The following is a 23146-nucleotide window of genomic DNA, read 5'->3' as shown; positions in this document are numbered from 1 at the left end:
CGCCATATCGGGCGCTCCATGACAGCACCTTCGTCAACACCTCTCGTCTTCGACCGCCCTCTCGTCCGCCGCCGCCTCGCCCGGGCCCTGCGGTCCGGCTATACCGATTTCCTTCTGGCCCGCGCAGTCGAGGACCTCGACGAACGGCTGGCGACGATCTTGCGGGCTTTTCCGCTCGCGCTCGATGTTGGAACCCCCACCGCCGCCGCAGCCGATGCCTTGCGCCGGAGCGGGCGCGTCGAGACCGTCCTGCGGGTGTCTCCGGTCCCGGAGCCGGGGAGCATTCTCGGTGATGAGGAAAACCTGCCGGTCTCGGGCGGGCATTTCGATCTGGCCGTGTCGCTCCTGTCCCTGCAGAGCGTCAACGACCTGCCGGGCGCACTCGTCCAGATCCGCCGGGCGCTGAAGCCCGACGGGTTGTTCATCGGCGCGCTGCTCGGCGGCGCGACCCTGACCGAGCTGCGCCAGGCTTTCACGCAGGCCGAAGCCGAGCTCGAAGGGGGCGTGAGCCCTCGCGTCGCGCCCTTCGCCGATGTGCGCGATCTCGGCGGGCTGTTGCAGCGGGCGGGCTTCGCCCTGCCTGTGGCAGATTCCGAAACGGTGCGGGTGCGCTACGGCGATCCCTTCGCCCTGATGCGGGATCTTCGCCAGATGGGCCTGACCAATGCCCTCAACGATCGGCGTAAGGCGCCTCTGCGGCGCGCCACCCTCCTGCGGGCGGCCCAGATCTATGCCGAGCGCTTCGCCGATCCGGACGGCCGCCTTCCGGCCACGTTCGAGATCGTCTGGCTGTCCGGCTGGGCTCCCCACGAGAGCCAGCAGAAGCCCCTGCGCCCGGGCTCGGCCAAGATGCGCCTTGCCGACGCGCTTGGCGTGAAGGAAATACCGGCTGGCGAAGACAAGGAGGAGTAGCGTTCCTCCGGGCCTCCCGGATGCCTCTTGGGGCGGGAGCTTTGCCGCTCTATGTTTCCTAAGAGCGTATCCGGAGGATGTGCCCATGAAGACGCCCAATCCCGATCATCCGATCACGATCACACGGAACCCGCATCGCATCCGGGTCATGCTCGGGGGCTTCATCGTGGCCGAGACCACGGATGCCCTGACCTTGCGGGAGGCATCGCTTGCGCCCGTGCAATATATCCCGCGCAAGGACGTGCAGATGGATCTGCTCGAACCGACGAGCCATTCCACCCATTGCCCTTACAAGGGCGATGCCTCCTACTTCACCGTCACGGCGGGAGGATTGGTGCGCGAGAATGCCGTCTGGAGCTACGAGGAGCCCTTTCCTTCCGTTAAGGACATCGCCGGATATGTCGCCTTCTACCCGACGCGGGTCGATGCCATCGAAGAATTCAAGGATTGACGGTAGGCCGAAGCATTAGATGTGCTCGGCCTTGTCGCCCATGTAGCGGGCGAGATCGCGGCGCAGGCCCAGCAACATCAACAATTCGGCCATGATGAACATCGGCCCGATGAAGGCCTGGAAGAGATTGTCCATCAGGGCGGGACGCTTCCCCTCGAAGGCGTGGCCGAGGAACTGGAACGCCCAGCCGCCGATGAAGAGAATGCTGAAGAGCACCCAGGTCGCCCGGCTGCCATGATGCGCCACGAACCAGTCCGCCGCCGTCGCCATCACGATCAGAACCGCCGTCATGGCGAGGCCTATTGAAAAATCGAGGGCGATCCAGCCCAATGCCGCGAAGAAGCCGACAATCCAGGCGCCCGACAAGGTGAGCTCGCCGAGACGGACCTGCCACAGGGCAAGGATCAGGATGAGAGAGAAGACAATGGCCGGGATGCCGATGAAATGGGTGGCCCGGTTGCGCTGATCCTGGTGATAGCCGGAATAGGACGCAAGCTGGCGCTCGAACAGGGTTGGCATGAACGTTCCTCCAGGCTTTCGCTCTCTGAAAGAATGTAACCCATAACCGATCAGGGAAAAGCCCCCCGGTCCCTCGCCATGCCTTAGCATCGTGCGCAAAAGCGGCCTCGGTTTTGCGGCCATACGATGCTTTAGCGCGCGACTTTCCTGATCCGGCCGCTGAAGGTGACGAGGGCGACGCCTGTCAGCACCACCGCTCCGCCGAGGATCTCGCGGCCGCCGATCCGTTCCTCCAGGAACAGAACGGCGAGGATCGCCGTCCAGATCGGCAGGAGATAGCCCACCATGGAGGCGCGGGTAGGGCCGGCGCGGCGGATCATGCGCATGAACAGAAGGATCGGGATGGCCGTCGCCACGATACCGAGTGCGATGAGCGGCATCAGGTGCGAGGGGACGATCGCGAAGGCCGAAGGGCCGGAAACGGCGAGCGCCAGAATTGTCGCGGGAATACCGGAGCAGATCTGCTGGCCCAGGGCCAGCCGCGCCGGATCGGCCTGCTTGATGGTGCGGACATAGAGATTGGCGACGGCATAGCTCAAGGTCGTCGCCACCATGGCGAGTGAGCCCAGGGGACTGATCCCGCTTTCCGGAAAGGCGGCGGGGCCGATGAGAATGCCCATACCGGCAAAGCCGATGAAGACACCAAGAAAACGCCGCCGCGTCAGCCGTTCCTCGGTGAAGAGAAAATGCGACATGACGGCGACGATGAGCGGGCCCGAGGCCTGCACCATCGCAGCCGAGGCGGTGGTGACCTGGGTCAGCGCATAGGCCACGAGCACGTTCGGCGCCCAGCCGTTGAAGGTGCCGAGAAAGAGCCAGGTTTTTAACTCATGGCGCTGCGGCAGCAGGCTCTTGCCCTGCACGGTGAACCAAAGGGCAAGGGAGGTCGCTCCCAACAGCCCGCGCATGGCGGCGATCACGAAGGGGTTGATGTCGCCGCTGAGCTTGATGAACAGGAAGCCGCTCGCCCACAGGATGGAGCACACCAGAAGATGCGAGACGAGAAAGCCCTGTGTCGGGGCCGGGAGGGAGGATGCGGCCGGCTGCGCCGTCGTCGCCATGATTAAAAAGCCTTACGCGCCGACGATGTCGATCAGGAACGGGATCAGCGGCTCGTCCGCCGGCGGCATGGGATACTGGCGCAGCTCCTGCGGCTTCACCCATTTCAGGGCCTGCCCCTCGAGGGATTGCACGAACCCCTCCCAGCGGCGGCAGATGTAGAGCGGCATGAGCAAGTGGAAGCTCTCATAGGCATGGCTCGCGAAGGTGAGGGGCGCGAGGCAGGCTTCCTTCACCGTGATGCCGAGTTCCTCGCGCAATTCGCGAATCAGGGTTTCCTCCGGCCGCTCCCCCGGCTCGACCTTGCCGCCGGGAAACTCCCAAAGCCCCGCGAGCTGCTTCCCCTCGGGTCGCTGCGCGAGAAGGATGCGATTGTCCGTATCGACAAGGGCGACGGCGACGACGAGAGTCAGCTTGAGGGAAGACACGTCCGATTGATCCGCTTGGGCCAGCCTGAGGCTTCGAAAAGGGGCAGGAGGCGCTCCTCTTAGCCTGCTTTTGGCTGCGCGCGAACTGGTTTCGCGCTCATTGACAAATGTGATGCCAAAACTCAACCTGAAGGAGAATAATCATAACCTTCAGGGGGGTACGATGGTCGGATTCAAGCAATCTATAGCCGCGCTCTGTCTTCTCGGACTGTGTGCTGCGTTCAACCAGGCGCACGCCGAGTGTTCTGGCGCATCGATTCCCATTTATTCAGCTCGTTCCGAGGGCATGGGGGAGATCAAGGTGAAGGCGGGTACCGGGTGCAGCTTCAATATCAACAACATTCCGGGCGCGGTCCAGGAGGCGAAGATTATTCAGCAGCCGAAGGTCGGCCGGGCAGGGGTCTCCGGCCTCACACCCTTCTATGCCGCCAAGCCCGGCTATAATGGGCCCGATGAATTCGCCTATGCCTTTCTCGGAATGGATCAGTACGGTGGCCCTATGAACGTCGTCATCAAGTGGAGGGTGACCGTCGTTCCTTAGCTTATCTCCGAAAGGCCGGCTGGCGTATTTGCCGGAGAAGGAGCCAGATTTCTTAAGTCAGAGCCGATCCCCGGCGGTTTGATGGCCGATCGACCAGGAGTGTTCCTGTGTGCCCACTCAGCTCCGGTAATCGCCGTTGATCTCGACATATTCCTTGGTGAGGTCGCAGGTCCAGACCGTGGCCTCGCCGCGTCCGAGGCCGAGATCGATGCGGATCGTGATCTCGTCGCCCTTCATGTAGGCGGAGGTCTTGGCTTCGTCATAGGACGGGTCCCGCGCGCCCTTGAAGGCGACGCGGATATCGCCGAACCAGATGGCGAGCTTGTCGCGCTCGGCTGGCTCGCCGGCCTTGCCGACCGCCATGACCACGCGGCCCCAGTTCGCGTCCTCGCCGGCGACGGCGGTCTTCACGAGCGGCGAATTGGCGACGGCCATGGCGATGCGCTTGGCCGAATTGGAGCCGGTCGCGCCGGTTACCTTCACGGTCACGAATTTGCGTGCGCCTTCACCGTCCCGCGCGACCTGCTGGGCGAGATCGCCGAGCAATCCTTCCAGGGCCTGGCGGAAATCCTTCAGGCGCCGGTCGCTCGGCAGGGTGATGGCAGGCGCGCCGCGCTTGGCGGCGGCGCCGGTCGCGAAGAAGAGAAGCGTGTCGGAGGTCGAGGTGTCGCTGTCGACCGTCACGCAGTTGAAGCTCTTGTCGGCGCCTTTTTTAAGCAAGGCCTGCAGCACCGGGGCGGCGATGGGCGCATCGGTGAAGATGAAGGAAAGCATCGTCGCCATGTCGGGAGCGATCATGCCCGCGCCCTTGGCGATGCCGTTGATCGTGACCTCGACACCGCCGATCGTGGCCGTGCGGGTCGCGACCTTCGGAAAGGTGTCGGTGGTCATGATGGCCTTGGCGGCGTCGACCCAGGCTTTCGGATTGGCCTTCTGCTCGCACTTGTCCAGCACGCCTTCGAACTTGGTCGCATCGAGCGGCTCGCCGATCACGCCGGTCGAGGCGATGAAGACCTGGGAAGCCCGGCAGCCGGCCGCCTTCGCGGCGATGTCGGCGGTCAGCTTCACCGCCTCGGCGCCTTTCTTGCCGGTAAAGGCATTGGCATTGCCCGAATTCACCACCAGCGCCCGGGCTACTCCCTTGTCCAGGTTCTTGCGGCACCAATCGACCGGGGCCGAGGGGCATTTGGAGCGGGTGAACACGCCGGCCACCGCCGTCTCCTTGGCCAGGGCGACATAGAGCACGTCGGTCCGGTTCCTGTATCGGATCCCGGCTTCCGCCGTCGCGATCCTGACGCCCTCGATGGCGGGAAGCGTCGGGTAGGATTTGGGCGCGAGCGGAGAGACAGTCTTGGACATGGAGGAACTCGAAGGAGCTGGGTAAAAAAGCGGGTAGGATCCGCGACCTGTGGTTTAATAAGGCTTTTTGTCAAGCCCACGCTTCGTCGGGTGCCGGGAACCGAGGGCGCCAGGGCGGACTAACAAGGGACGCGGCTTGTCCCGAAAACAAAAAAGGCGGCCCGAAGCCGCCCTTTCCGATGGCGAAGCTTACTGCTTCTGAAGCCTATTGCTTCTTCTGCTCGACCAAGTTGCCCTTGTCGTCGAGGCGCTCGATCTTGGCGTCCTTGCGCAGGCCGACGATGAGGTCCTGCTGGGCCTTGCGCTCGAGATAGGAATTCACTTGATCCTTCATCTCCTCGAAGGAGGGAACGGGCTTGTTGCGCTTCTCTTCGACCTTGATCACGTGCCAGCCGAACTGGGTCTTCACCGGGTCGGAGATCTGGCCGGGTTCCAGCTTGAAGGCGGCTTCCGCGAAGGGCTCGACCATCCGATCCTTGGTGAAGAAGCCGAGATCGCCGCCATCGCTCTTCGAGCCAGGATCCTTCGAGAGTTCAGCCGCAACCTTGGCGAAATCCTCGCCGCCCTTCACGCGGGCCGCCGCCTTCTTGGCGTCTTCCTCGTTCTCGACGAGGATGTGGCGGGCATGGACCTCCTGCTCGGGCGTCAGGTTCTTGGCGGTCTCATCATAAAGCTTCTTGGCCGCCTCCGGCGTGACCGCCTTCTTGGATTCCTGCTCGAGATATTCGTCGAGGAGGGTCTTGTCCCGGTTATAGGCGAGCTTGCGCGCGAAATCCGGGTTGTTGGCGACCTTGGCCGCCTCGGCCGCCTTGGCGCCGAGCTTCAGGTCGACGAGATAGCTCGTCAGAAGTTCGCGCTTCTGGTCCTCGGGCAGGCTCGGGAGCTGCAGGGCCGGATCGGCGGCGGCAATGGCCAGATCCGCTTCCGTGATGTCCATGCCGTTGACGCGGGCCACCACCTTGCTGCCGTGCTGGGCGGAGGCCGCGGGCGCAGCCTGGGCGGCCGGTGCTGCCGTTTGGGCAAGGGCGAGGCCCGCCGACAGGGGAAGGGCGACGCCGAGAGCCAGAATGCTCCCGCGCAGCGATGATGAAACTGACATATCTGATCCTCTCATGGGAAACCGCCCACAATCGACGTGGATCGATGACCGAGTTCATTGCGGTTTGCAAGCAATAGCCTATCTATGGCACAGCCTCCGCGGACCTAGCCGAATGGCTAAGCTCGTGGGAGCGGGACTGCGCCCTACTGGCGCAGTCTTTTAGATGCGCTTCCGCATAATTAAGTCTATAACGCGGCCCAAAATACCCTTTCTCCTGGATCCTGGAAGTCTGAAGGCTCTCGATGTTCGGAACACTCGCGAAGAAAATCTTTGGTTCGGTCAACGAGCGCCGGCTGAAGTCGTACCGGCCGAAAGTGGCGGCCATCAACGCGATGGAGGCCGAGCTCGAGGCCCTTTCCGATGAGCAGCTCCGGGCTCGGACGGACGAGTTCAAGGCTCAGCTTGCCGCCGGCAAGACCTTGGACGACATCCTGGTGCCCGCCTTCGCCACCGTGCGCGAAGCCGCCAAGCGCACCCTCGGCCAGCGCCACTTCGACGTGCAGCTCATCGGCGGCATGATGCTGCATGAGGGCTCCATCTCCGAGATGCGGACCGGCGAAGGCAAGACCCTGGTGGCGACCCTACCGGTCTATCTCAACGCCCTCTCCGGCAAGGGGGTCCATGTGGTGACGGTGAACGACTACCTCGCCCGCCGCGATAGCGAGTGGATGGGCCAGATCTACCGCTTCCTTGGCCTCTCCGTCGGCGTGATCGTCCATGGGCTCGACGATGCCGAGCGCGCCCAGGCCTATGCGGCCGACATCACCTACGGCACCAACAACGAATACGGCTTCGACTATCTCCGCGACAACATGAAGTACGAGATGGCGCAGATGGTCCAGCGCGGGCACAACTTCGCCATCGTCGACGAGGTGGACTCGATCCTGGTCGACGAGGCGCGCACCCCGCTCATCATTTCCGGCCCGCTCGACGACCGCTCCGATCTCTACAATGCCGTCGACAAGGTCATTCCGCGCCTGGACAAGAGCGATTACGACCTCGACGAGAAGCAGCGCGCCGTGTCGCTGACCGAGGCAGGCACCGAGAAGATCGAGGAATTGCTGCGCGAGGTGGGACTCCTGACCGAGGGCGACCTCTACGACGCCCACAACGCGACCCTGGTCCACCACATGAACCAGGCCTTGCGCGCCCACACCCTGTTCCAGCGCGACAAGGACTACATCGTCCGCAACGGTGAAGTGGTCATCATCGACGAGTTCACCGGCCGCATGATGCCGGGCCGCCGTTATTCGGAAGGCCTGCATCAGGCCCTCGAAGCCAAGGAGCGGGTGCAGGTTCAGCCCGAAAACCAGACGCTCGCCTCCATCACCTTCCAGAACTATTTCCGCCTCTACGACAAGCTTGGCGGCATGACCGGCACGGCGGCGACCGAAGCCGACGAGTTCCTGGAAATCTACAACCTCGACGTCGTCGAGATTCCGACCAATCGTCCGGTCTCGCGTATCGACGAGGATGACGAGGTCTATCGGACGGCGGACGAGAAATACAAAGGCATCATCCGCGAGATCGAGGCCGCTTCCAACCGCGGTCAGCCGACCCTGGTGGGCACCACCTCCATCGAGAAGTCCGAGCATCTGGCCGAGCTTCTGATCAAGGACGGCTTCACCCTCATCGATTTCGAGAATCCGCAGGCGCTCGAGCCGCTCTACAAGGCGGCGCGGGAAGGCAAGGCGACCAAGCACTTCGCGGTGCTGAACGCCCGCTTCCACGAGCAGGAGGCCTTCATCGTCGCCCAGGCCGGCGTGCCGGGCGCGATCACCATCGCCACCAACATGGCGGGCCGCGGCACCGACATTCAGCTCGGCGGTAACGCCAAGATGCGCATCGAGCGCGAGCTTGCCGGAATCGAGGGTGAGGAACGTGCGGCGAAGGAGAAGGCGATCCTCGACGAGATCGCATCCTTCAAGGAAAAGGCATTGGCTGCCGGCGGCCTCTACGTGCTCGGCACCGAGCGCCACGAATCCCGCCGCATCGACAACCAGCTGCGCGGCCGTTCCGGCCGCCAGGGCGATCCGGGCCGCTCCAAGTTCTACCTGTCGCTTCAGGACGACCTGATGCGCATCTTCGGCTCCGACCGCATGGACGGCATGCTGTCCAAGCTCGGACTGCAGGAGAACGAGGCGATCATCCACCCCTGGATCAACAAGGCGATCGAGCGGGCGCAGGCGAAGGTCGAGGCGCGCAACTTCGACATCCGCAAGAACATCCTGAAATACGACAACGTCATGAACGACCAGCGCAAGGTCGTGTTCGAGCAGCGCAAGGAGTTCATGGCGGAAGAAAGCGTGCGCGAGACCATCGACGACATGCGCAACGGCGTCATCGACGACATGGTGGCCAGCGCCATTCCGGAACATGCCTATGCCGAGCAATGGGATGTGGCCGGCCTGAAACAGAGCGTCGCGAACTTCCTCAACCTCGACCTGCCGGTCGAGGAATGGGCGAAGGAGGAGGGCATCGCCGACGACGAGATCCGCGAGCGCATCCGCAAGGCGGCCGACGAGGCTTATGCCCGGCGCATCGAGGAGAATTCGCCCGAGGTGATGAACTACGTGGAGAAGCAGGTTCTCCTGCAGAGCCTCGATCATCTCTGGCGCGAGCATCTCGTCACCCTCGACCACCTGCGGCAGGTGATCGGCTGGCGCGGCTATGCCCAGCGCGACCCGCTCAACGAGTACAAGTCGGAAGCCTTCGAACTCTTCAACAACCTCGTCGGGCATCTGCGCGAGCAGGTTACGGGCCAGCTCATGCGCATCCAGGTGGTGTTCCAGCAGCCGGAACCGGCGCCGCTGCCACCCATGTTCGCGCAGCATCTCGACCCGGCCACCGGCGAGAACGAACTCGACATGCCGCAGGGCGCCGGTTTCGGCGCAGGCCCGGCTCTGGGCTTCGCCGCCGCCTCGGCCGGCACATCACCGGTCGAGAAGCGCGATCCGAACGATCCCTCATCCTGGGGCCGTGTCGGCCGCAACGAGCCCTGCCCCTGCGGCTCGGGCAAGAAGTTCAAGCACTGTCACGGGCAGTTCGTGGCTTAAGGCTGAGCAACAGACGGATTAAGAAAAAGCCCGGCCATGTGCCGGGCTTTTTGTTTGCATGCTGATGAGGTCAAGGCAGAAGTGTATATTTCACGATTAGCTAGATTCTCGACCTCTTGGCTCAGTTAAATTTAATGCGCGAACAAGACCTTCGTGTACTCGGTATTCGTCTGACTCAACGAAGCCCTGCGACGGGTAAAAGCATTTGAAACGCCACTCTGTAGATGAGCCAAGCTTGAAGCCTATAATTGAATTGTCAAAAAGAAAGCGCAAATGCGAAAGCACATCAGCGCTAGACGTTTCTTTTCCAAGCTTTCTCATCTGCTCTTCTATAGCAAAACGTGTGATATTTGTTGAGCCGTTGTTCTGAATGGAAGCAAATAGATCTGATATTTCAGGCTTTTGTACCTTCCATTCGTCGAGTATTTCTTGCTTTAACCACTCCGAATATCCCGGCTCAGCGCTATATACAGACTCGCATTCAAGTTTTTCAAATGCTATTTCTTCATCTGCGAACGGGTCATTTGCTTTTTCTTTCATTGCGTCGACCACTCGACTGAGAAGTGAGATCAAGTCTCGAGGTCTCATCATCGTCCGACGTAGGAGATAATTCGAGGGTTTTGCTCGCTGCCGCATTTCTGATTTATCAAAAATGGAGTCAATGCTGCTAATCGGATCTAAGTTGCGCACGCTCCCAAAGTAATTTATGCGCTTGAGTATCATGTTTGAAAGCGAATTTTTGTCCCAGTGCAAGAGAGACCCACAATCTTCGCGCAGTTTATTGGAGTCATTAATACTTAATACGTCAAATATGTCTTCTCTTAAAAATACAATTGGTCGAATTTTTTCTTTATACTGCGAGTTGATCGCGTCGCAGGCAGCTACAAGTCCTGCAATGACTCTTCGCGACGACTCGAAAGAAACATCGTCCCAGGCCTCGTCGACTCTATCAAAGCATACATAAATTGTCGGCCAGGTTTTATCCGCGAAAGCTACGGCTCTCTCCAGGTGTGCAGTAAGATTTTCTATGTTCTCTGAAAGGATTGTCTTTAGATCATTGTTCTTTTGAACTTGGTCAAAAGTTATTTCCCCACCTTCCAAGTTAAGTGAATCAAGTTCTCCACTCTCTAGGTCAAATCCTCCCTTGGGGAGCTTAAATGCTGATAGAGACAGAAGTTTGCGTCCTACAATTTGAGAGATGGACGGAATCGGTGAGGCGAAGACCTTTTCCAAGAGCTTGCTGGATGTCGCGATGCCTTTGGGAACTCCGTTGTTCCTCTCTTCGAACCAAGTACGGTACGCTTTGATACATTCGACTAAAATAATAAAGCGCCATGACTGCTTATACAGCATGGACTCAGCCTTATTTTGATTTACGAGCAGAGAGTGAACGCTCCAATTATAATCTTCAAATGATAGTGGTACAAGAATATCGTCATTGCCAATGAACTGTCTGCTATTCTCCTTAAGATACTTAAATACAGCAGTTTTTCCTGCTCCCTTTCGGCCCAGTACTAAAAATGATGAGGGGCTTGTTGTTATTTTTTGTAGAACGCCGTTATCGACGAAATATCTTGATAATAAATCATCTCGTTCGGCTGATACCTTGCCAAAATCAATCCAGTCCAAGAGGGAGGCGGAGTTTTGCATGAATATATTGATCCTGATTCGTCGAGATGCCGCAGCACAATACCTTGTCTCGCCGCCATAAGCTAAGGCCCCCCTCTTCCGGAGAGTCCGCGGCAGTATATTTCAATGAATTTTCACGTGAGCACTTATCAGCATATAGGGATATATTGCTGTCTCCCACCCCAACGTTTTGCCCCTCAGCTTCCCACCGTTGTAGCCTTTACTCAGGAGCCGAGACACGCGGCTCTAGGGCGTAACGCCCCTGCCCGGTAGCAGTCCTGTATCGGCCGCAACGATGCCTTCCCATTCGTGCCAACAAAAAGCCCGCCGATGAGGCGGGCTTTTATCGTCGGATCTATCGTTCGAGCCGCTCAGTTCGCGGCGGCCACATTGATCGCGCTCGGCCCTTGGGCCTTGCGCTGCGGCGCCACGGCCTTGGCGGCCGGCGTTGCAGCCGTTTCCGCCGCGGGCTGCGACGTTGAGGATGTGCTGAACAGGTCGCCGATGCCGTTGAACATCTTCTTGTAGAACGGCGTCTCCGCAGGAGCTGCCGCGGCCTGAGCCACCTGCGGGGCAGGGACCGGGGCGGCCACGGCGACTTTCGCCGCCGGCGCGGAGGCCGGAGCAGGAGGCGGAGCCTGGTTCATGGAGGCGAAGGCAAGCGCCGTCGACGGGGCTTCCGCCTTCGGCTTGCCGGAGGCGTCGAGAGCGATCCGCTGCGGACCGGAAGAGAGGCCCTCGGGGCGGCTGACATCGCCGAACTTGTCGCGCATGCGGCTGTCGACCACGAGGGAGCCGTCGACGCCTGTCGAACCGGCGAGAGCCTGGCGGAAGGATTCGTGCGAATCGCCGTCATGATAGACGAGCTTGACCGGCTGGACGCCGCGAGCAACCAGATTGGCCGTTTCCTGCTCGTCCTGCTGCTGCTTCCGCGACACGGCGGCAACGGCGTCGCTCTCGGTCGTGTTGAACTGATAGCGGTGGTTGGCCACCGCGACGCGCGGCTCTTCCTTCGTGATCTCGAAATAGTCCGAGCCTTCCTTCAGGTTCTTCCAGAAAGGCATGTTCGGGTCGAGGCGGTGCTCGGCCAGATTCTGCGCCGTCATCCGGAATGGAAAGGACTGGAACTGGAAGCCGCGCTGGCCGCTGGCCAGGGCTTCGCGCGCGATGGCGTAGATTTCCGCGATGTTCTGGTCCGTCATGGCGAAGCAGCCGCGCGACGAGCACGAGCCGTGCACCATCAGGTCCCCGCCAGTGCGGCCGAAGGACCGGTCATAGGCGTTGGGGAAGCCGGTATTGAAGGACAGATAATAGGCCGAGTTCGGGTTCATCTGCGCCGGGGTGATCGTGTAGAAGCCTTCCGGCGCCTGACGGTCGCCTTCGCGGACCTTCGGGCCGAGCTGGCCGGACCAGCGGCAGATGGGATAGGTCTTGAGAAGGGCGTAACGGCCGTCGGAGCCACGCTTCCACACCTCCATCTCCGACTCCTTCTTGTAGGAGCGGATCAGGATGGGATCGTCCTTCGACATTCCTTTCTGGGCCATGAGCGACATCGTGGCCGCCGGGATCGGCGAGAGATGGCGCGTGGAGCTTCGCGAGAAGCTCTCATCCTGACAGGCGGCAAGCGCGAGCGCGAGGCTCGCAGCCAATGCGATACGCTTCATCATAGGGAACCCCGCATTCTTGATCTGTCCGGTCTTGCGCCGGCCAGTTCCCCAACCTGCTTAAATCGTTAGCCTTAACTCAAGCTTATCGCAAGCTGCGCCGTTATGAAGTTATGGTTAATAATGGGTTAGGACTTACGGCTATAACGGGTGAAAAGTCCTAACACCTTAGAGTTTACGCCCGATATTAAGGAATTTTTCCGCCCGGTGGTCACGCAGTTCCGCAGGGCCCATGTTGCCGAGGTCCTGCAGGGCTTCCTCGATGGCGTTGCCGGCGGCGGCGATGGCCGTCTGCGCATCGCGATGCGCGCCGCCCATCGGTTCGGTGACGATGCCGTCGATGACGCCGAGGCGCAGGAGATCCTGGGCCGTGATCTTCATGTTGGTGGCGGCATCCTGGGCGCGGGCCGAATCGCGCCAGAGGATCGAAGCCGCGCCCTCGGGGGAGATCACGCTGTAGATCGCGTGCTCCATCATGAGAACCTTGTTGGCGGTGGCGATGGCGATCGCCCCGCCGGAGCCGCCCTCGCCGATGACGAGGGACACGTTCGGCACGCCGAGGGAAAGCTGCATCTCGGTCGAGCGGGCGATGGCTTCAGCCTGGCCGCGTTCCTCAGCCTCGATGCCGGGATAGGCACCAGCCGTGTCCACAAAGCACAGGACGGGCAGCCCGAACCGGTCCGCCAGCTCCATCAGGCGCACGGCCTTCCGGTAGCCCTCGGGGCGGGCCATGCCGAAATTGTGCCGGATGCGGGTTTCCGTGTTGTAGCCCTTTTCCTGGCCCAGCACGCAGACCGCCTGGCCCCGGAAGCGGCCGAACCCGCCTACAATGGCCTCGTCCTCGGAGAACTTGCGGTCGCCGGCGAGCGGCGTGAAATCGGTGATCAGCCCGGCGCAGTAATCGACGAAATGGGGCCGCTGCGGGTGGCGCGCGACAAGGGTCTTCTGCCAGGGGGTAAGCTTGGCATAAAGGTCCTTCAGGGCCTCCGCCGCCTTGGCTTCCAGGCGGTTGATGTCGTCGGAAATGGAGACGGCGTCCCGGTTCTCACCGAGCGCCTTCAGTTCTTCGACCTTGGCTTCCAGTTCGGCGACAGGTTTTTCGAAATCGAGGTAACTGCGCATCAGACTCTATGAAAATGAAAAACCGGCGCCGACCTCATCGGCCCCCGCCGGACCGCGCGGACACTGGCGACTTGGCGGCTTCAAGTCAAGTTGGAGCCGGCATTACCCCCCGAAGACCGCTTGGTATATGAGGCGTCCGGGCATGAGGGTGAACAATCCGGCGATCACGAGGCCGCCGAAGAACAGGCCCTTCATCGCCGCGCGATGCGAGGCGATGCGGCCTCGCCTCGCGTGCAGGACGGCGAGGGGGAGCGTGACGAGGGTGAAGGCCGACAGGCCGTGGATCGGTCCGAAAGGCCCGACCATCGGCCAATTCGAGACAATCCCGAGCGAACTCAACGCCACGATCGCCATCAGGACGGCCCAGACCCAGCCAAGGCGGCGATGGGCTATGGTGCCTTTGACGGCAAGCATCTGGTAGCCGCCGAGCAGAAACGCCGCCGTCGCGGCCCCGGCATGAACCTGAATCAGAACGGGTGCGGCGAGCAGGGGAGCCAGAGACATGGCGTTATCCATCTTCCGGAATCTGCGGATTGAGATATGTTGACAGGCGCAACATGGAGAAAATGTTGACGATGTCAACATCGAAGTCGGAAGAAACCTCCGAGAACAAGCCTTATCACCATGGCGATCTGCGACGGGTCCTGATCGAGGCCGGGCGCGAGCTTGTCGCGCGAAAGGGACCGGCAGCACTGAGTCTGCGCGAGGTCGCGCGGGCGGCCGGGGTTTCCCACAATGCGCCCTACCGCCATTTCGCGAGCCGTGAGGCGCTTCTCGTGGCTATTGCCGCCGAGGGCTTCATGACGCTCAGGGCAGCCCTTCTCGCCGCGATGTCGACGCAACCTCAGGAGCGTCTCCGGGAATTGGGAAAGGCCTATGTCCGCTTCGCCCTGGAGCACGGCGCGGATTTTCTCCTGATGTTCGGCGTGGCGATCAGCAAGTCCGATTATCCGGAACTGAACGAGGCTGCGGACGCTGCCTACGATGTCCTACGCCGGAATGTGGCCGTGAACACTTCGGGCAATCAGGAAATCCAGACGCTCAGAGCCTGGGCCATCGCCCACGGATTGGCGAATCTCGTCGCCAACGGGCAGTTGCCACTGGAACGCGCCTTCGCGGTTCTCGATGCGGCCGGGCCGTCTCAGGGGTCCGGTTGAGCGGAAACCCGCGAGGCTGGGGCGGGAACGAAGATTGGGGCGAAGCGGCTTGAACGGCGCACGGCGCGAACGGCGCCCGGCCGGTAGAGCTGCTTGGTCGCCTCGACCACGTGGAGCCCCGCGAAAGGCAGGGAGAAGCTGATGCCGATCTGCTCCCAGGCCTGGGCCGTCCGGAGCAGGAAACGATTGCTCAAGGGCGGTACATAGAGGGTTTCGGCCCAGCCCTCGGGAGAAAACCAGGTCTGCCGCATGAGGCTCTTGAGCTGGGAACGGCTGTAGGGCTGGCCGTAGCCGAAGGGGGTCGTATCCATCCGCGCCCAGAGTCCGCGCCGGTTGGGCGCCACCAGGATGATCCGTCCGCCCGGAGTCAGGATGCGCCAGATTTCGTGCAGCAGCTCGCTCGGACTCTCCACCGTTTCCAGGGCGTGCACCACCAGCACGCGGTCGATCGAGGCATCGGGCAGGGGCATCATGAGCGGGTCGACGAGGGCGGAGGCCGAGGCGCCGGTGCTCGGCCAGTTCACCACGCCCTGACTTGCGGGCATGAAGGCCAGCGCCCGCTCGCAATCGGCCCGAACGGTTGTGAGATAGGGTGAGGCATAGCCGAGCCCGAGCACGCGCAGGCCCGTCAGCGGTCCCCAGAACCGGCCGATGGCCCGCCCGACGAAGCGGCGGGTCACGCTGCCGAGCGGGCTCGCATAGAAGCTGCGCAGGTCGGTGATGTCGATGCTCATGCCCTGCCTGCTTGCCTTTCCCATACTCCGGACGAAATGCCATGTAGCCGGTCAAGGTCTGGTTTCACACCGGAACTGTCCCATGATAACCCGTGACGCATCAAGCCAAGGTTTTTCAATGCCAGCCCAGATCCATGTCTTCCGCTGCCTCGACGACAATATCGGTGCCCTCATCCATGATCCCAATACGGGAGCCTGCGCAGCCATCGACGCGCCGGAGGAGGGGCCGATCCTGAAGGCTCTCGAGGAAACCGGCTGGCAATTGTCGGATATCCTCGTCACCCATCGCCATGGCGATCACGTGCAGGCGATCGAGCCCTTGAAGCAGCGCTTCGGCTGCCGGGTCGTTGCGCCCCTCAAGGCGGAGGAACAGGTTCCCCTCGCCGATGCCTTCGTCCGCGAGGGCGATACGGTGCATGTGGGCGATCTTCAGGCCCATGTGTGGGAGACGCCGGGCCATTGCAACGATCACGTCTCCTACTGGTTCGCGGCCGACCGGGCGCTTTTCGCGGGCGATACCCTTTTCACGCTCGGCTGCGGCCGGGTTCTGGAAGGCTCCTACGCGGATCTGTGGTCGTCCCTCCAGCGGCTTGCGGCCCTGCCGGACGAGGCGCGTGTCTATAGCGGACACGATTACACCCTCTCGAACGGTCGTTTCGCCCTGGCGGCGGATCCGGACAATGCGGACCTGAAGGCGCGGATGGCGGAGGCGGAAACCGCCAAGGCCGAAGGACGTTTTCTGATCCCGTCGACCATCGGGGCGGAAAAGGCGACCAATCCCTTCCTGCGTGCGGGAACGCCCGCGCTCGCCAAGTCTGTCCAGCGGGAGGGCGCGGCCCCGGCGGAGGTGTTCCAGGCGCTGCGCGAATGGAAGAACAGGTTCTGATGCGCAGGGCATGATCGGCGTTTAGAATGCGGCTGGACAGACCCCGATATCCGGTGCGCAGCAACGCGATGCGATTCGAGGCCGGGAGAGGAAGCCCAGAGGATGAGCACATGAGCGACCACAGCCTTATTCTCGGTCTCGAGAGCCGTCTCATGAATGCCTGGCCGTCATTCGACTATCAGGCCTATGACGGCTGGATCCTGAGGATTGCCAGCGGATATACCAAGCGCGCCAATTCCGCGACGCCGGTCATGCCCGGCGCCAGCCTCGACGAGGCGCTGGTCGACCACATGATCCTGCGCTTCCTCGACGCCAATGTGCGTCCGACCTTCCGGCTGACGGGGCTGCAGGCTCCCGAGGTGGACGCGATGCTGAAGGCGCGCGGATTCACCGAGATCGAGCCGACCTTCGTGCTGACCGCGCCGATCGCCGGCGATTGCGAGACCGACCCGGAGGTGACGATCGAGCCTCAGGTGTCGAAGCAGTGGGTGCGGGAGGCCGCGCAATCCTATGGCGGCGCCAAGGCGGACGACGCGACCCTCATTCAGATTGTTTCCCGAATCCGTCAGAAGGTCGCCTTCGCGACGCTGAACCTCGACGACAGGCCTGTCGCATGGGGACTAGGCGTGGCGGAACGCGGCCATGTCGGCCTCTATGACATCGTCGTCGCGCCGGATCTGAGAGGGATCGGGCTCGGCCGCAGGGTCGTGTCGAGCCTCATGGCCTGGGGCTGCCGCGAGGGCGCGCATACGGTCTATCTTCAGGTGCGCGAGGAAAACGAGATCGCGCGCGCGCTTTACGAGGCCTTCGGCTTCAAGCCGGCCTATCGCTACACGCATAGGGTCATGCCTGGCGGCGCCGCGGAATGAGCGTGGCCACCAGCGCACCGAGCACGATCAGGGCGCAGGACGCGGCGAGGGTCAGGGTCGGCTCGGCATAGCCGGTGAAGACCAGGATTAAGGTCGAGAGAACCGGCGTCGCGTAGGACGCGACGCCGAGCAGGCGGATGTCGCCCCGCTTCATGCCGATATCCCACACATAGAAGGCCGCACCCACGGGCCCGAGCCCGAGCCCTATGAGTGCAAGCCATTGCGTGGGCGTATCCGGCCAGATCGTCGTCTCGAAGAGCCAATGGCAGATCAGGCTCAAAAGCGCGGTCATCAGGCAGAAACCCGCCACCGCATCCGTCGGCACTTCGCCGAAACGGCGCGACAGGACCGAGTAGGCGGCCCAGACGAAGGCGGCGATGAAGGAGCAGAGATAACCCGGTATGTACTCCGCCCGCGCATCGAGCGACCCGCGCCCGGCGATGAGCACGACGACGCCGGCAAAACCGAGAAGCGCGCCCGCCACATGGGCGCGCCGGAGATGCTCGCCCGGCAGCAGGGACGAGAACAGCACGATCAGGAGCGGCCAGAGATAGTTGAGGAGTCCCGCCTCCGCCGGCGGCGCCAGCCGCAGGGCGGCGAAATACAGGGCGTGATAGCCGAACAGGCCACCGATCCCCAGCGCCCAGACCGCCGGTTTCTGGTGAAGGGCCTTCAATCCCTGCTTCCGCTTCGACCAGCTCGTCACGCCGACGAGCCCGCCGATGAGAAAGGTCATCGCGGCGAGCTGAAATGGCGGAACCTTACCGGTCGCTGCCGTCAAGAGAGCGAGAAGAGACCAGAAAAGGATTGCGGTGAAGCCGATCGAGGTGGCGGTGCGTATCGTCATGACGTTCGCATAGAGCATGATCCGGAAAAGTGGAATCCGATTTTCCGAGCAGATCATGCGCCATCGAACTCCGGACGAAACCCTCCTGAGCGGAGAGCCTTCGAGCGGCTTTCGCTGTTTTGCGCGGGGCGTCGTCAGGTCATATATTGCCCGCCGTTCACCGTGAGCGTCGAGCCGGTGATGAAGCCTGCATCCTCACCTGCGAGGAAGAGCACGCTGCGCGCGATTTCCTCCGCCTCGCCGAGCCGCCCGACGGGGATGAGCGGCAGGATCTTCGACTTCAGAACCTCTTCCGGCACGGCCCGAACCATCTCGGTCGCAATATAGCCGGGCGCGATCACGTTGACGGTGATGCCACGGCTGGCATTCTCCTGGGCCAGGGCCTTGGCGAAGCCGATCACGCCGGCTTTCGCAGCCGAATAATTGACCTGCCCGACTTGTCCCTTCTGCCCATTGATGGAGGAGATGAGGATGATCCGTCCGAAACCCCGCTCGCGCATGCCTTCGATGACCGGGCGTGTGCAGGTGAACATGGAATCGAGATTGGTGCGGATCACGGCGGACCATTGATCGAAGGTCATGCGGTGAAACATGCCGTCGCGTGTGATGCCCGCGTTGTTGACCAGGATCTCGACGGGCCCGAATTCCGACTCGATCGTTCTGATGCCCGCCTCGCAGGCGGCATGATCCGACACGTCGAACTTGTAGACGGGGATGCCTGTCTCTGCCTTGAACTTGCTCGCGGCCTCGTCGTTGCCGCCATAACTCGCGACGACCGTGTAGCCCGCCTCTTTCAGTCTCCGCGAGATCGCGGCTCCAATGCCACGAGTGCCGCCCGTGACCAATGTGACACGCGCCATCCTCGTCTCCTTCCCATAAGCCGTTCCCAAAGAGGTCTCTGTAGGACCTGTCTCGTTAAGGCGGCCCGGGTCGAGCCGAGCCGCCTTAAATCATAGCTTAGGACTCCTGACCGAGCCTAGAAGGGAGGACCACCTTAATTTGCAAGGCGCGCTTCTCTTTGGAGGGATCGCGACTTTCAACGCTCGACGCACATGGCGATGCCCATACCGCCGCCGATGCACAGGGTCGCGAGACCCTTCTTGGCATTGCGGCGGCCCATCTCGTGAAGCAGCGTGACGAGCACGCGGCCGCCCGAAGCGCCGATGGGATGCCCGATGGCGATGGCGCCGCCATTGACGTTCACGATCGCGGGGTCCCAGCCCATGTCCTTGTTGACCGCAAGCGCCTGGGCCGCGAAGGCCTCATTCGCCTCGATGAGGTCGAGGTCGGACACTTTCCAGCCGGCCTTTTCCAAAGCCTTGCGGGACGAGGGAATGGGGCCCGTTCCCATGACTGCTGGATCGACGCCGGCCGTCGCCCAGGAGGCGATGCGGGCGAGAGGCGTCAGGCCGCGCTTTTCGGCTTCCGCTTCCGTCATGAGAACGATGGCGGCTGCACCGTCATTGATGCCCGAGGCGTTTCCGGCTGTCACGGTGCCATCCTTCGAGAAAGCCGGCTTCAGTTTGGCGATCCCCTCGATGGTGGTGCCGGGGCGGATATATTCGTCCTGATCCACGACGACATCGCCCTTGCGGGTCGAAATGGTCACCGGCACGATCTCGTCCTTGAAGCGGCCTGCCTTCTGTGCGGCCTCGGCCTTGTTCTGGGAGGAGACCGCGAACTGATCCTGCTCCTCACGGGTCAATTGCCAGCGCTGGGCCACGTTCTCGGCGGTGTTGCCCATGTGATAGCCGTGGAAGGCGTCCATCAGGCCGTCTTTCAGCATCGTGTCGACGAGCTTGAAATCGCCCATCTTGGTGCCGCTGCGCATATAGGCGGCGTGCGGAGCCTGGGACATGGATTCCTGTCCGCCCGCCACGATGATGTCGGCATCGCCGTTGGCGATCTGCTGCAGGCCGATGGCGACGGTGCGCAGGCCCGAGCCGCAGAGCTGGTTCAGGCCCCAGGCGGTCTTTTCCGCCGGGATTCCCGCGGCCATGGCGGCCTGGCGGGCCGGGTTCTGTCCTTGTGCGGCAGTGAGAATCTGACCGAGGATCACCTCGTCGACCTCCGAGCCGTCGACCTTGGCGCGCTCGAGCGCCGCCTTGATGGCCACGGCTCCCAATTCATGGGCGGGAGTGTTGCCGAAAGCTCCGTTGAACGAACCGACGGCAGTGCGTGCCGCGCCGACGATGACGATGTTGTCCCGGGCCATTCCGACCTCCTGTGCTGATGGGCGAAGAGCAGCTTTTGATGATGCGATCAAAGCGCCGGACCAGGGGAAGTCAAGCGCCGTTTCCCTGTATATAGGGTGGCGGCTCCGCGTTCGCCTTAGACTTTTAGGGCTTTGATCGCACGCCGGAAGACTTATAAGCTGATGGAATGGCTGACGTTCCGGGCGAACTGGGATGAAGGATGCTCGTTCGCGGGATTTTTCGGATTATATCAGGACATATCAGGCCCCATGGCGACGGATAAACAACCGACTGTCATCAAGAAATATGCGAACCGCCGCCTCTATCACACCGGCACTTCCACCTATGTGACGCTCGAGGATCTCGCCGGGATGGTGCGCCAGGGCGAGGATTTCGTCGTCTACGACGCCAAATCGGGCGAGGAGATCACCCGTTCCGTCCTGACGCAGATCATCTTCGAGCAGGAGAACAAGGAGGGGCAGAACCTGCTCCCCGTGACGGTCCTGCGCCAGCTCATCCGCTTCTATGGCGACAGCCTGCAATCGCTGGTGCCGAGCTATCTCGAATTCTCCATGGAGAATCTCTCGCGCGAGCAGCAGAAGCTACGCGAGCAGATGACCCAGGCCTTCGGGCCCACGGCCTTCCAGACCATGGAGGAGCAGGTGCGCAAGAACATGACCTTCTTCTCGGAGGCGATGCGCATGTTCTCTCCCTTCGCCCAGCGCGGCACCGGCTCTTCCGAAGCGAAGACCGGAGCGCCAGGCGAAAGCGCGGACGACCTCGATGCCCTGAAGCGCCAGATGGCCGAGATGCAGGCCAAACTCGATCAGCTCTCCCGCAAATAAACCTTCCGCGAGGGTGCCGATATCGCCTCGTGTCAGGCGCGCTTGGCCCTCTGCGGCATGAGGCGCGGCAGCGGCACGGGCTCGGCTTCACCGGGCAGTCCGCCCTGCAGGTAATCGACACCCCATTCGGCAAGCTTCTGCGCCGTCGGCTCGTCGTCGACCCAGTCCGCGGCCGTCGCGATGCCGAGATGCAGGGCGATGTCGATCAGCCGATGCACGAAAAGCCTGTCGTCGGTCGAGCGCTTGAGGGATTGGATGAAGATGCCGTCGATCTTGATGAGGTCGATGGGCAGGTTCCGCAGATGCGCGAACGAGGCATATCCGCTTCCGAAGCCGGACAGGACGGTGCCTATTCCCAAGGCCTTCATGGCATCCAGGCGCCCCCTCGTCGCACCCGGATCCGACAGGATAGCCTCCGGAATTTCAATCATGAGGCGCGATTCGATGCCGGGGCGCGCTCCGAGATGGGCCGCGAGCATGGTCAGCCATTCGTCGTCCTTGAAGGTCGCGGGGGCGATGGGGAGGATGATCCGGGAATCCGCGTGCCGGGCGAGATGATCCGCAGAGAGCTCCAGCATGCGTCCATCGACCAGAAGGGACAGGTCGGCCTCGTCGAAGACCGGCACGGCGCCGAGAGTGTCGGGGCCGCCCTGTGTCGATGGGAGGGAGAGGCAGGCTTGAGCCAGCGCCGGCTCGCGCGTCCGCGCATCCACCACCGGCTGCAGGGCCAGGGTCAGGCGGCGCTCGTTGAGGGCGCGGACGATGTCGAGAGGATCGGCCGTCGCCGAGGCGGGTCGCGCATGGGTTTTACGCGGGTCGTGAAGAACGGCTTTCTCCGGGCCCGCGGCGGCCGTTTCCAGCGCCTGCTCGGCGAGCCGCAGCAATCCGGTGGCCTCGAACGCATGGTCCGGCGCGCAGGCAGCGCCGAGATGGACCTGCAAAGGACGGGAGGCGACAAGGCCCGCCAAGCGCTTCATCGCGCTCATCGCGTCCCAGGCGAGGCAGGAGGTGAGGGCCAGCGCGAAACGGTTCGGAGCCAGAATCGTGAAATGGTCGCGCCGGCGCATCATCGGGCGGACGAGGCGCGCGACCTCTTCCATGGCATCCGCATCGTCCTCGCTGTCCACCGAGCCGAGGATGAGCGTGACGGTATGGGAGAACCGCAGGGCCTCGGCGATGTCGTCGTTCAGGCGAAGGAGCAGAGCGGAGCGGGTCTTGATGGCGCCCGGCAGCAGATCCCTGGCGGCCCGGTCGGCCCGCAACAGGCCGCGCACCGAACCGGGACCCCTCCGGCCATCTGGCCGCCGGCGGCCCATATCCTGCACCATCGTGACATGATCGGGCCCGAAGCGCAGGGCGTAGCGGAGATCGTAGGTCGTTTCCGAGGCTTCGTCGGTGAAGATCCTGTTGCGGTCGAGAAGCCCGCTTCCGGGCTCGATCAGATGGGCAAAAGCCGCGCCCGTTCGCGGCAGGGAATCGGGAGCGATGCCGAGGAGTTCGGAGGCGTTCGGGCCCCAGGACAGGGTATCGCTGGCGATATCCCAGTCATAGACGACGCCCTGGAGGGCCGCGAGGGCGGATGGCGGGTCGACCGGCATCGTCCGTGAGTGCCGGGCCTGGGCCGCGCCCTTGAAAATCCCAGCCCGGCCCTGCCGCTTCCTCGTCATGACACCTGTCCTCGAAACGCAAATACTTGGAGGGCAGGAGGGGGCGGCGCGCGGCGGCCCGGTCGACTGCCCGGAAACAGGATGCAGGATCGGGCTTGAGGTTTAAC

Annotated in this window: 22 protein-coding genes; 8 read left to right on the top strand and 14 right to left on the bottom strand. The window is 62.5% G+C overall.

What is annotated here, in order from left to right; genetic code table 11:
• Positions 1-18 precede the first annotated feature (18 nt).
• Both AB4Y97_RS09585 and AB4Y97_RS09580 read left to right on the top strand, forming a co-directional pair.
• Complete coding sequence (locus tag AB4Y97_RS09585) at positions 19-912, top strand: methyltransferase domain-containing protein (protein ID WP_441998809.1); 894 nt, start codon at positions 19-21, stop codon at positions 910-912.
• A gap of 85 nt (positions 913-997) precedes the next feature.
• Positions 998-1363: a DUF427 domain-containing protein gene (locus AB4Y97_RS09580; protein WP_441998808.1), complete on the top strand. Its 366-nt coding sequence runs from the start codon at positions 998-1000 to the stop codon at positions 1361-1363.
• 15 nt (positions 1364-1378) lie between these two features.
• On the opposite strand, the gene AB4Y97_RS09575 is transcribed toward AB4Y97_RS09580, so the two are convergent.
• The 3 genes from AB4Y97_RS09575 to mutT all read right to left on the bottom strand — a co-directional run bounded on the left by AB4Y97_RS09575 (position 1379) and on the right by mutT (position 3369).
• The gene (locus AB4Y97_RS09575) at positions 1379-1882 is read right to left on the bottom strand and encodes an Mpo1 family 2-hydroxy fatty acid dioxygenase (protein ID WP_441998807.1); all 504 of its coding nucleotides are present in this window, start codon (positions 1880-1882) and stop codon (positions 1379-1381) included.
• 131 nt (positions 1883-2013) lie between these two features.
• Complete coding sequence (locus AB4Y97_RS09570) at positions 2014-2943, bottom strand: DMT family transporter (RefSeq protein ID WP_441998806.1); 930 nt, start codon at positions 2941-2943, stop codon at positions 2014-2016.
• A gap of 12 nt (positions 2944-2955) precedes the next feature.
• Entirely contained in the window at positions 2956-3369 is a 414-nt protein-coding gene (mutT, locus tag AB4Y97_RS09565) for an 8-oxo-dGTP diphosphatase MutT (RefSeq protein ID WP_441998805.1), read from the bottom strand.
• 163 nt (positions 3370-3532) lie between these two features.
• Between mutT and AB4Y97_RS09560 the strand changes: the two genes are divergently transcribed.
• Positions 3533-3910, top strand: a complete 378-nt coding sequence (locus AB4Y97_RS09560) for a hypothetical protein (protein ID WP_441998804.1) — start codon at positions 3533-3535, stop codon at positions 3908-3910.
• Between the two features lie 117 nt (positions 3911-4027).
• Here AB4Y97_RS09560 and argJ read toward each other — a convergent pair whose 3' ends face one another.
• Both argJ and AB4Y97_RS09550 read right to left on the bottom strand, forming a co-directional pair.
• A complete protein-coding gene (gene argJ, locus AB4Y97_RS09555; RefSeq protein ID WP_441998803.1) occupies positions 4028-5269 on the bottom strand; it encodes a bifunctional glutamate N-acetyltransferase/amino-acid acetyltransferase ArgJ in 1242 nt (413 codons plus the stop codon).
• A gap of 205 nt (positions 5270-5474) precedes the next feature.
• Positions 5475-6368: a peptidylprolyl isomerase gene (locus AB4Y97_RS09550; protein WP_441998802.1), complete on the bottom strand. Its 894-nt coding sequence runs from the start codon at positions 6366-6368 to the stop codon at positions 5475-5477.
• Between the two features lie 242 nt (positions 6369-6610).
• Between AB4Y97_RS09550 and secA the strand changes: the two genes are divergently transcribed.
• The gene (gene secA, locus AB4Y97_RS09545) at positions 6611-9424 is read left to right on the top strand and encodes a preprotein translocase subunit SecA (protein WP_441998801.1); all 2814 of its coding nucleotides are present in this window, start codon (positions 6611-6613) and stop codon (positions 9422-9424) included.
• 96 nt (positions 9425-9520) lie between these two features.
• Here the strand turns inward: secA and AB4Y97_RS09540 are convergent, their stop codons facing one another.
• From AB4Y97_RS09540 to AB4Y97_RS09525, 4 genes are all read right to left on the bottom strand, one after another.
• Positions 9521-11074 carry a P-loop ATPase, Sll1717 family gene (locus tag AB4Y97_RS09540; RefSeq protein WP_441998800.1) on the bottom strand — a complete coding sequence of 518 codons (1554 nt, stop codon included), beginning with the start codon at positions 11072-11074 and terminating at the stop codon, positions 9521-9523.
• Between the two features lie 350 nt (positions 11075-11424).
• Complete coding sequence (locus AB4Y97_RS09535; protein WP_441998799.1) at positions 11425-12720, bottom strand: L,D-transpeptidase family protein; 1296 nt, start codon at positions 12718-12720, stop codon at positions 11425-11427.
• A 165-nt stretch (positions 12721-12885) separates the two neighbouring features.
• Positions 12886-13839: an acetyl-CoA carboxylase carboxyltransferase subunit alpha gene (locus tag AB4Y97_RS09530; protein ID WP_441998798.1), complete on the bottom strand. Its 954-nt coding sequence runs from the start codon at positions 13837-13839 to the stop codon at positions 12886-12888.
• 102 nt (positions 13840-13941) lie between these two features.
• Positions 13942-14343, bottom strand: coding sequence for a DUF2306 domain-containing protein (locus AB4Y97_RS09525; RefSeq protein ID WP_441998797.1), 402 nt, complete (start codon positions 14341-14343; stop codon positions 13942-13944).
• Between the two features lie 71 nt (positions 14344-14414).
• On the opposite strand from AB4Y97_RS09525, the gene AB4Y97_RS09520 reads away from it, so the two are divergent.
• A complete protein-coding gene (locus AB4Y97_RS09520; protein WP_441998796.1) occupies positions 14415-14996 on the top strand; it encodes a TetR/AcrR family transcriptional regulator in 582 nt (193 codons plus the stop codon).
• Here the strand turns inward: AB4Y97_RS09520 and AB4Y97_RS09515 are convergent.
• Positions 14981-15730 carry a class I SAM-dependent methyltransferase gene (locus AB4Y97_RS09515; protein WP_441998795.1) on the bottom strand — a complete coding sequence of 250 codons (750 nt, stop codon included), beginning with the start codon at positions 15728-15730 and terminating at the stop codon, positions 14981-14983. The two genes, AB4Y97_RS09520 and AB4Y97_RS09515, sit on opposite strands and share 16 nt — an antisense overlap.
• A 118-nt stretch (positions 15731-15848) precedes the next feature.
• On the opposite strand from AB4Y97_RS09515, the gene gloB reads away from it, so the two are divergent.
• Both gloB and AB4Y97_RS09505 read left to right on the top strand, forming a co-directional pair.
• Complete coding sequence (gene gloB, locus AB4Y97_RS09510) at positions 15849-16616, top strand: hydroxyacylglutathione hydrolase (RefSeq protein WP_441998794.1); 768 nt, start codon at positions 15849-15851, stop codon at positions 16614-16616.
• A gap of 110 nt (positions 16617-16726) precedes the next feature.
• The gene (locus AB4Y97_RS09505) at positions 16727-17485 is read left to right on the top strand and encodes a GNAT family N-acetyltransferase (RefSeq protein ID WP_441998793.1); all 759 of its coding nucleotides are present in this window, start codon (positions 16727-16729) and stop codon (positions 17483-17485) included.
• On the opposite strand, the gene yddG is transcribed toward AB4Y97_RS09505, so the two are convergent.
• The 3 genes from yddG to AB4Y97_RS09490 form a co-directional block, all read right to left on the bottom strand.
• A complete protein-coding gene (gene yddG, locus AB4Y97_RS09500; protein WP_441998792.1) occupies positions 17460-18332 on the bottom strand; it encodes an aromatic amino acid exporter YddG in 873 nt (290 codons plus the stop codon). The genes AB4Y97_RS09505 and yddG overlap by 26 nt on opposite strands.
• Before the next feature lie 134 nt (positions 18333-18466).
• A complete protein-coding gene (gene phbB, locus AB4Y97_RS09495) occupies positions 18467-19192 on the bottom strand; it encodes an acetoacetyl-CoA reductase (RefSeq protein ID WP_441998791.1) in 726 nt (241 codons plus the stop codon).
• Positions 19193-19368: 176 nt separating this feature from the next.
• Positions 19369-20547, bottom strand: a complete 1179-nt coding sequence (locus tag AB4Y97_RS09490) for an acetyl-CoA C-acetyltransferase (protein WP_441998790.1) — start codon at positions 20545-20547, stop codon at positions 19369-19371.
• Positions 20548-20796: 249 nt separating this feature from the next.
• Between AB4Y97_RS09490 and phaR the strand changes: the two genes are divergently transcribed.
• The gene (gene phaR, locus AB4Y97_RS09485; RefSeq protein ID WP_441998789.1) at positions 20797-21372 is read left to right on the top strand and encodes a polyhydroxyalkanoate synthesis repressor PhaR; all 576 of its coding nucleotides are present in this window, start codon (positions 20797-20799) and stop codon (positions 21370-21372) included.
• A gap of 32 nt (positions 21373-21404) precedes the next feature.
• On the opposite strand, the gene AB4Y97_RS09480 is transcribed toward phaR, so the two are convergent.
• Positions 21405-23039, bottom strand: a complete 1635-nt coding sequence (locus AB4Y97_RS09480; protein ID WP_441998788.1) for an EAL domain-containing protein — start codon at positions 23037-23039, stop codon at positions 21405-21407.
• Positions 23040-23146 lie beyond the last annotated feature (107 nt).

This window comes from Microvirga sp. 2TAF3, assembly GCF_052114965.1.
GTDB lineage: Bacteria > Pseudomonadota > Alphaproteobacteria > Rhizobiales > Beijerinckiaceae > Microvirga.
This window is presented reverse-complemented; position numbering and strand designations above follow the sequence as displayed.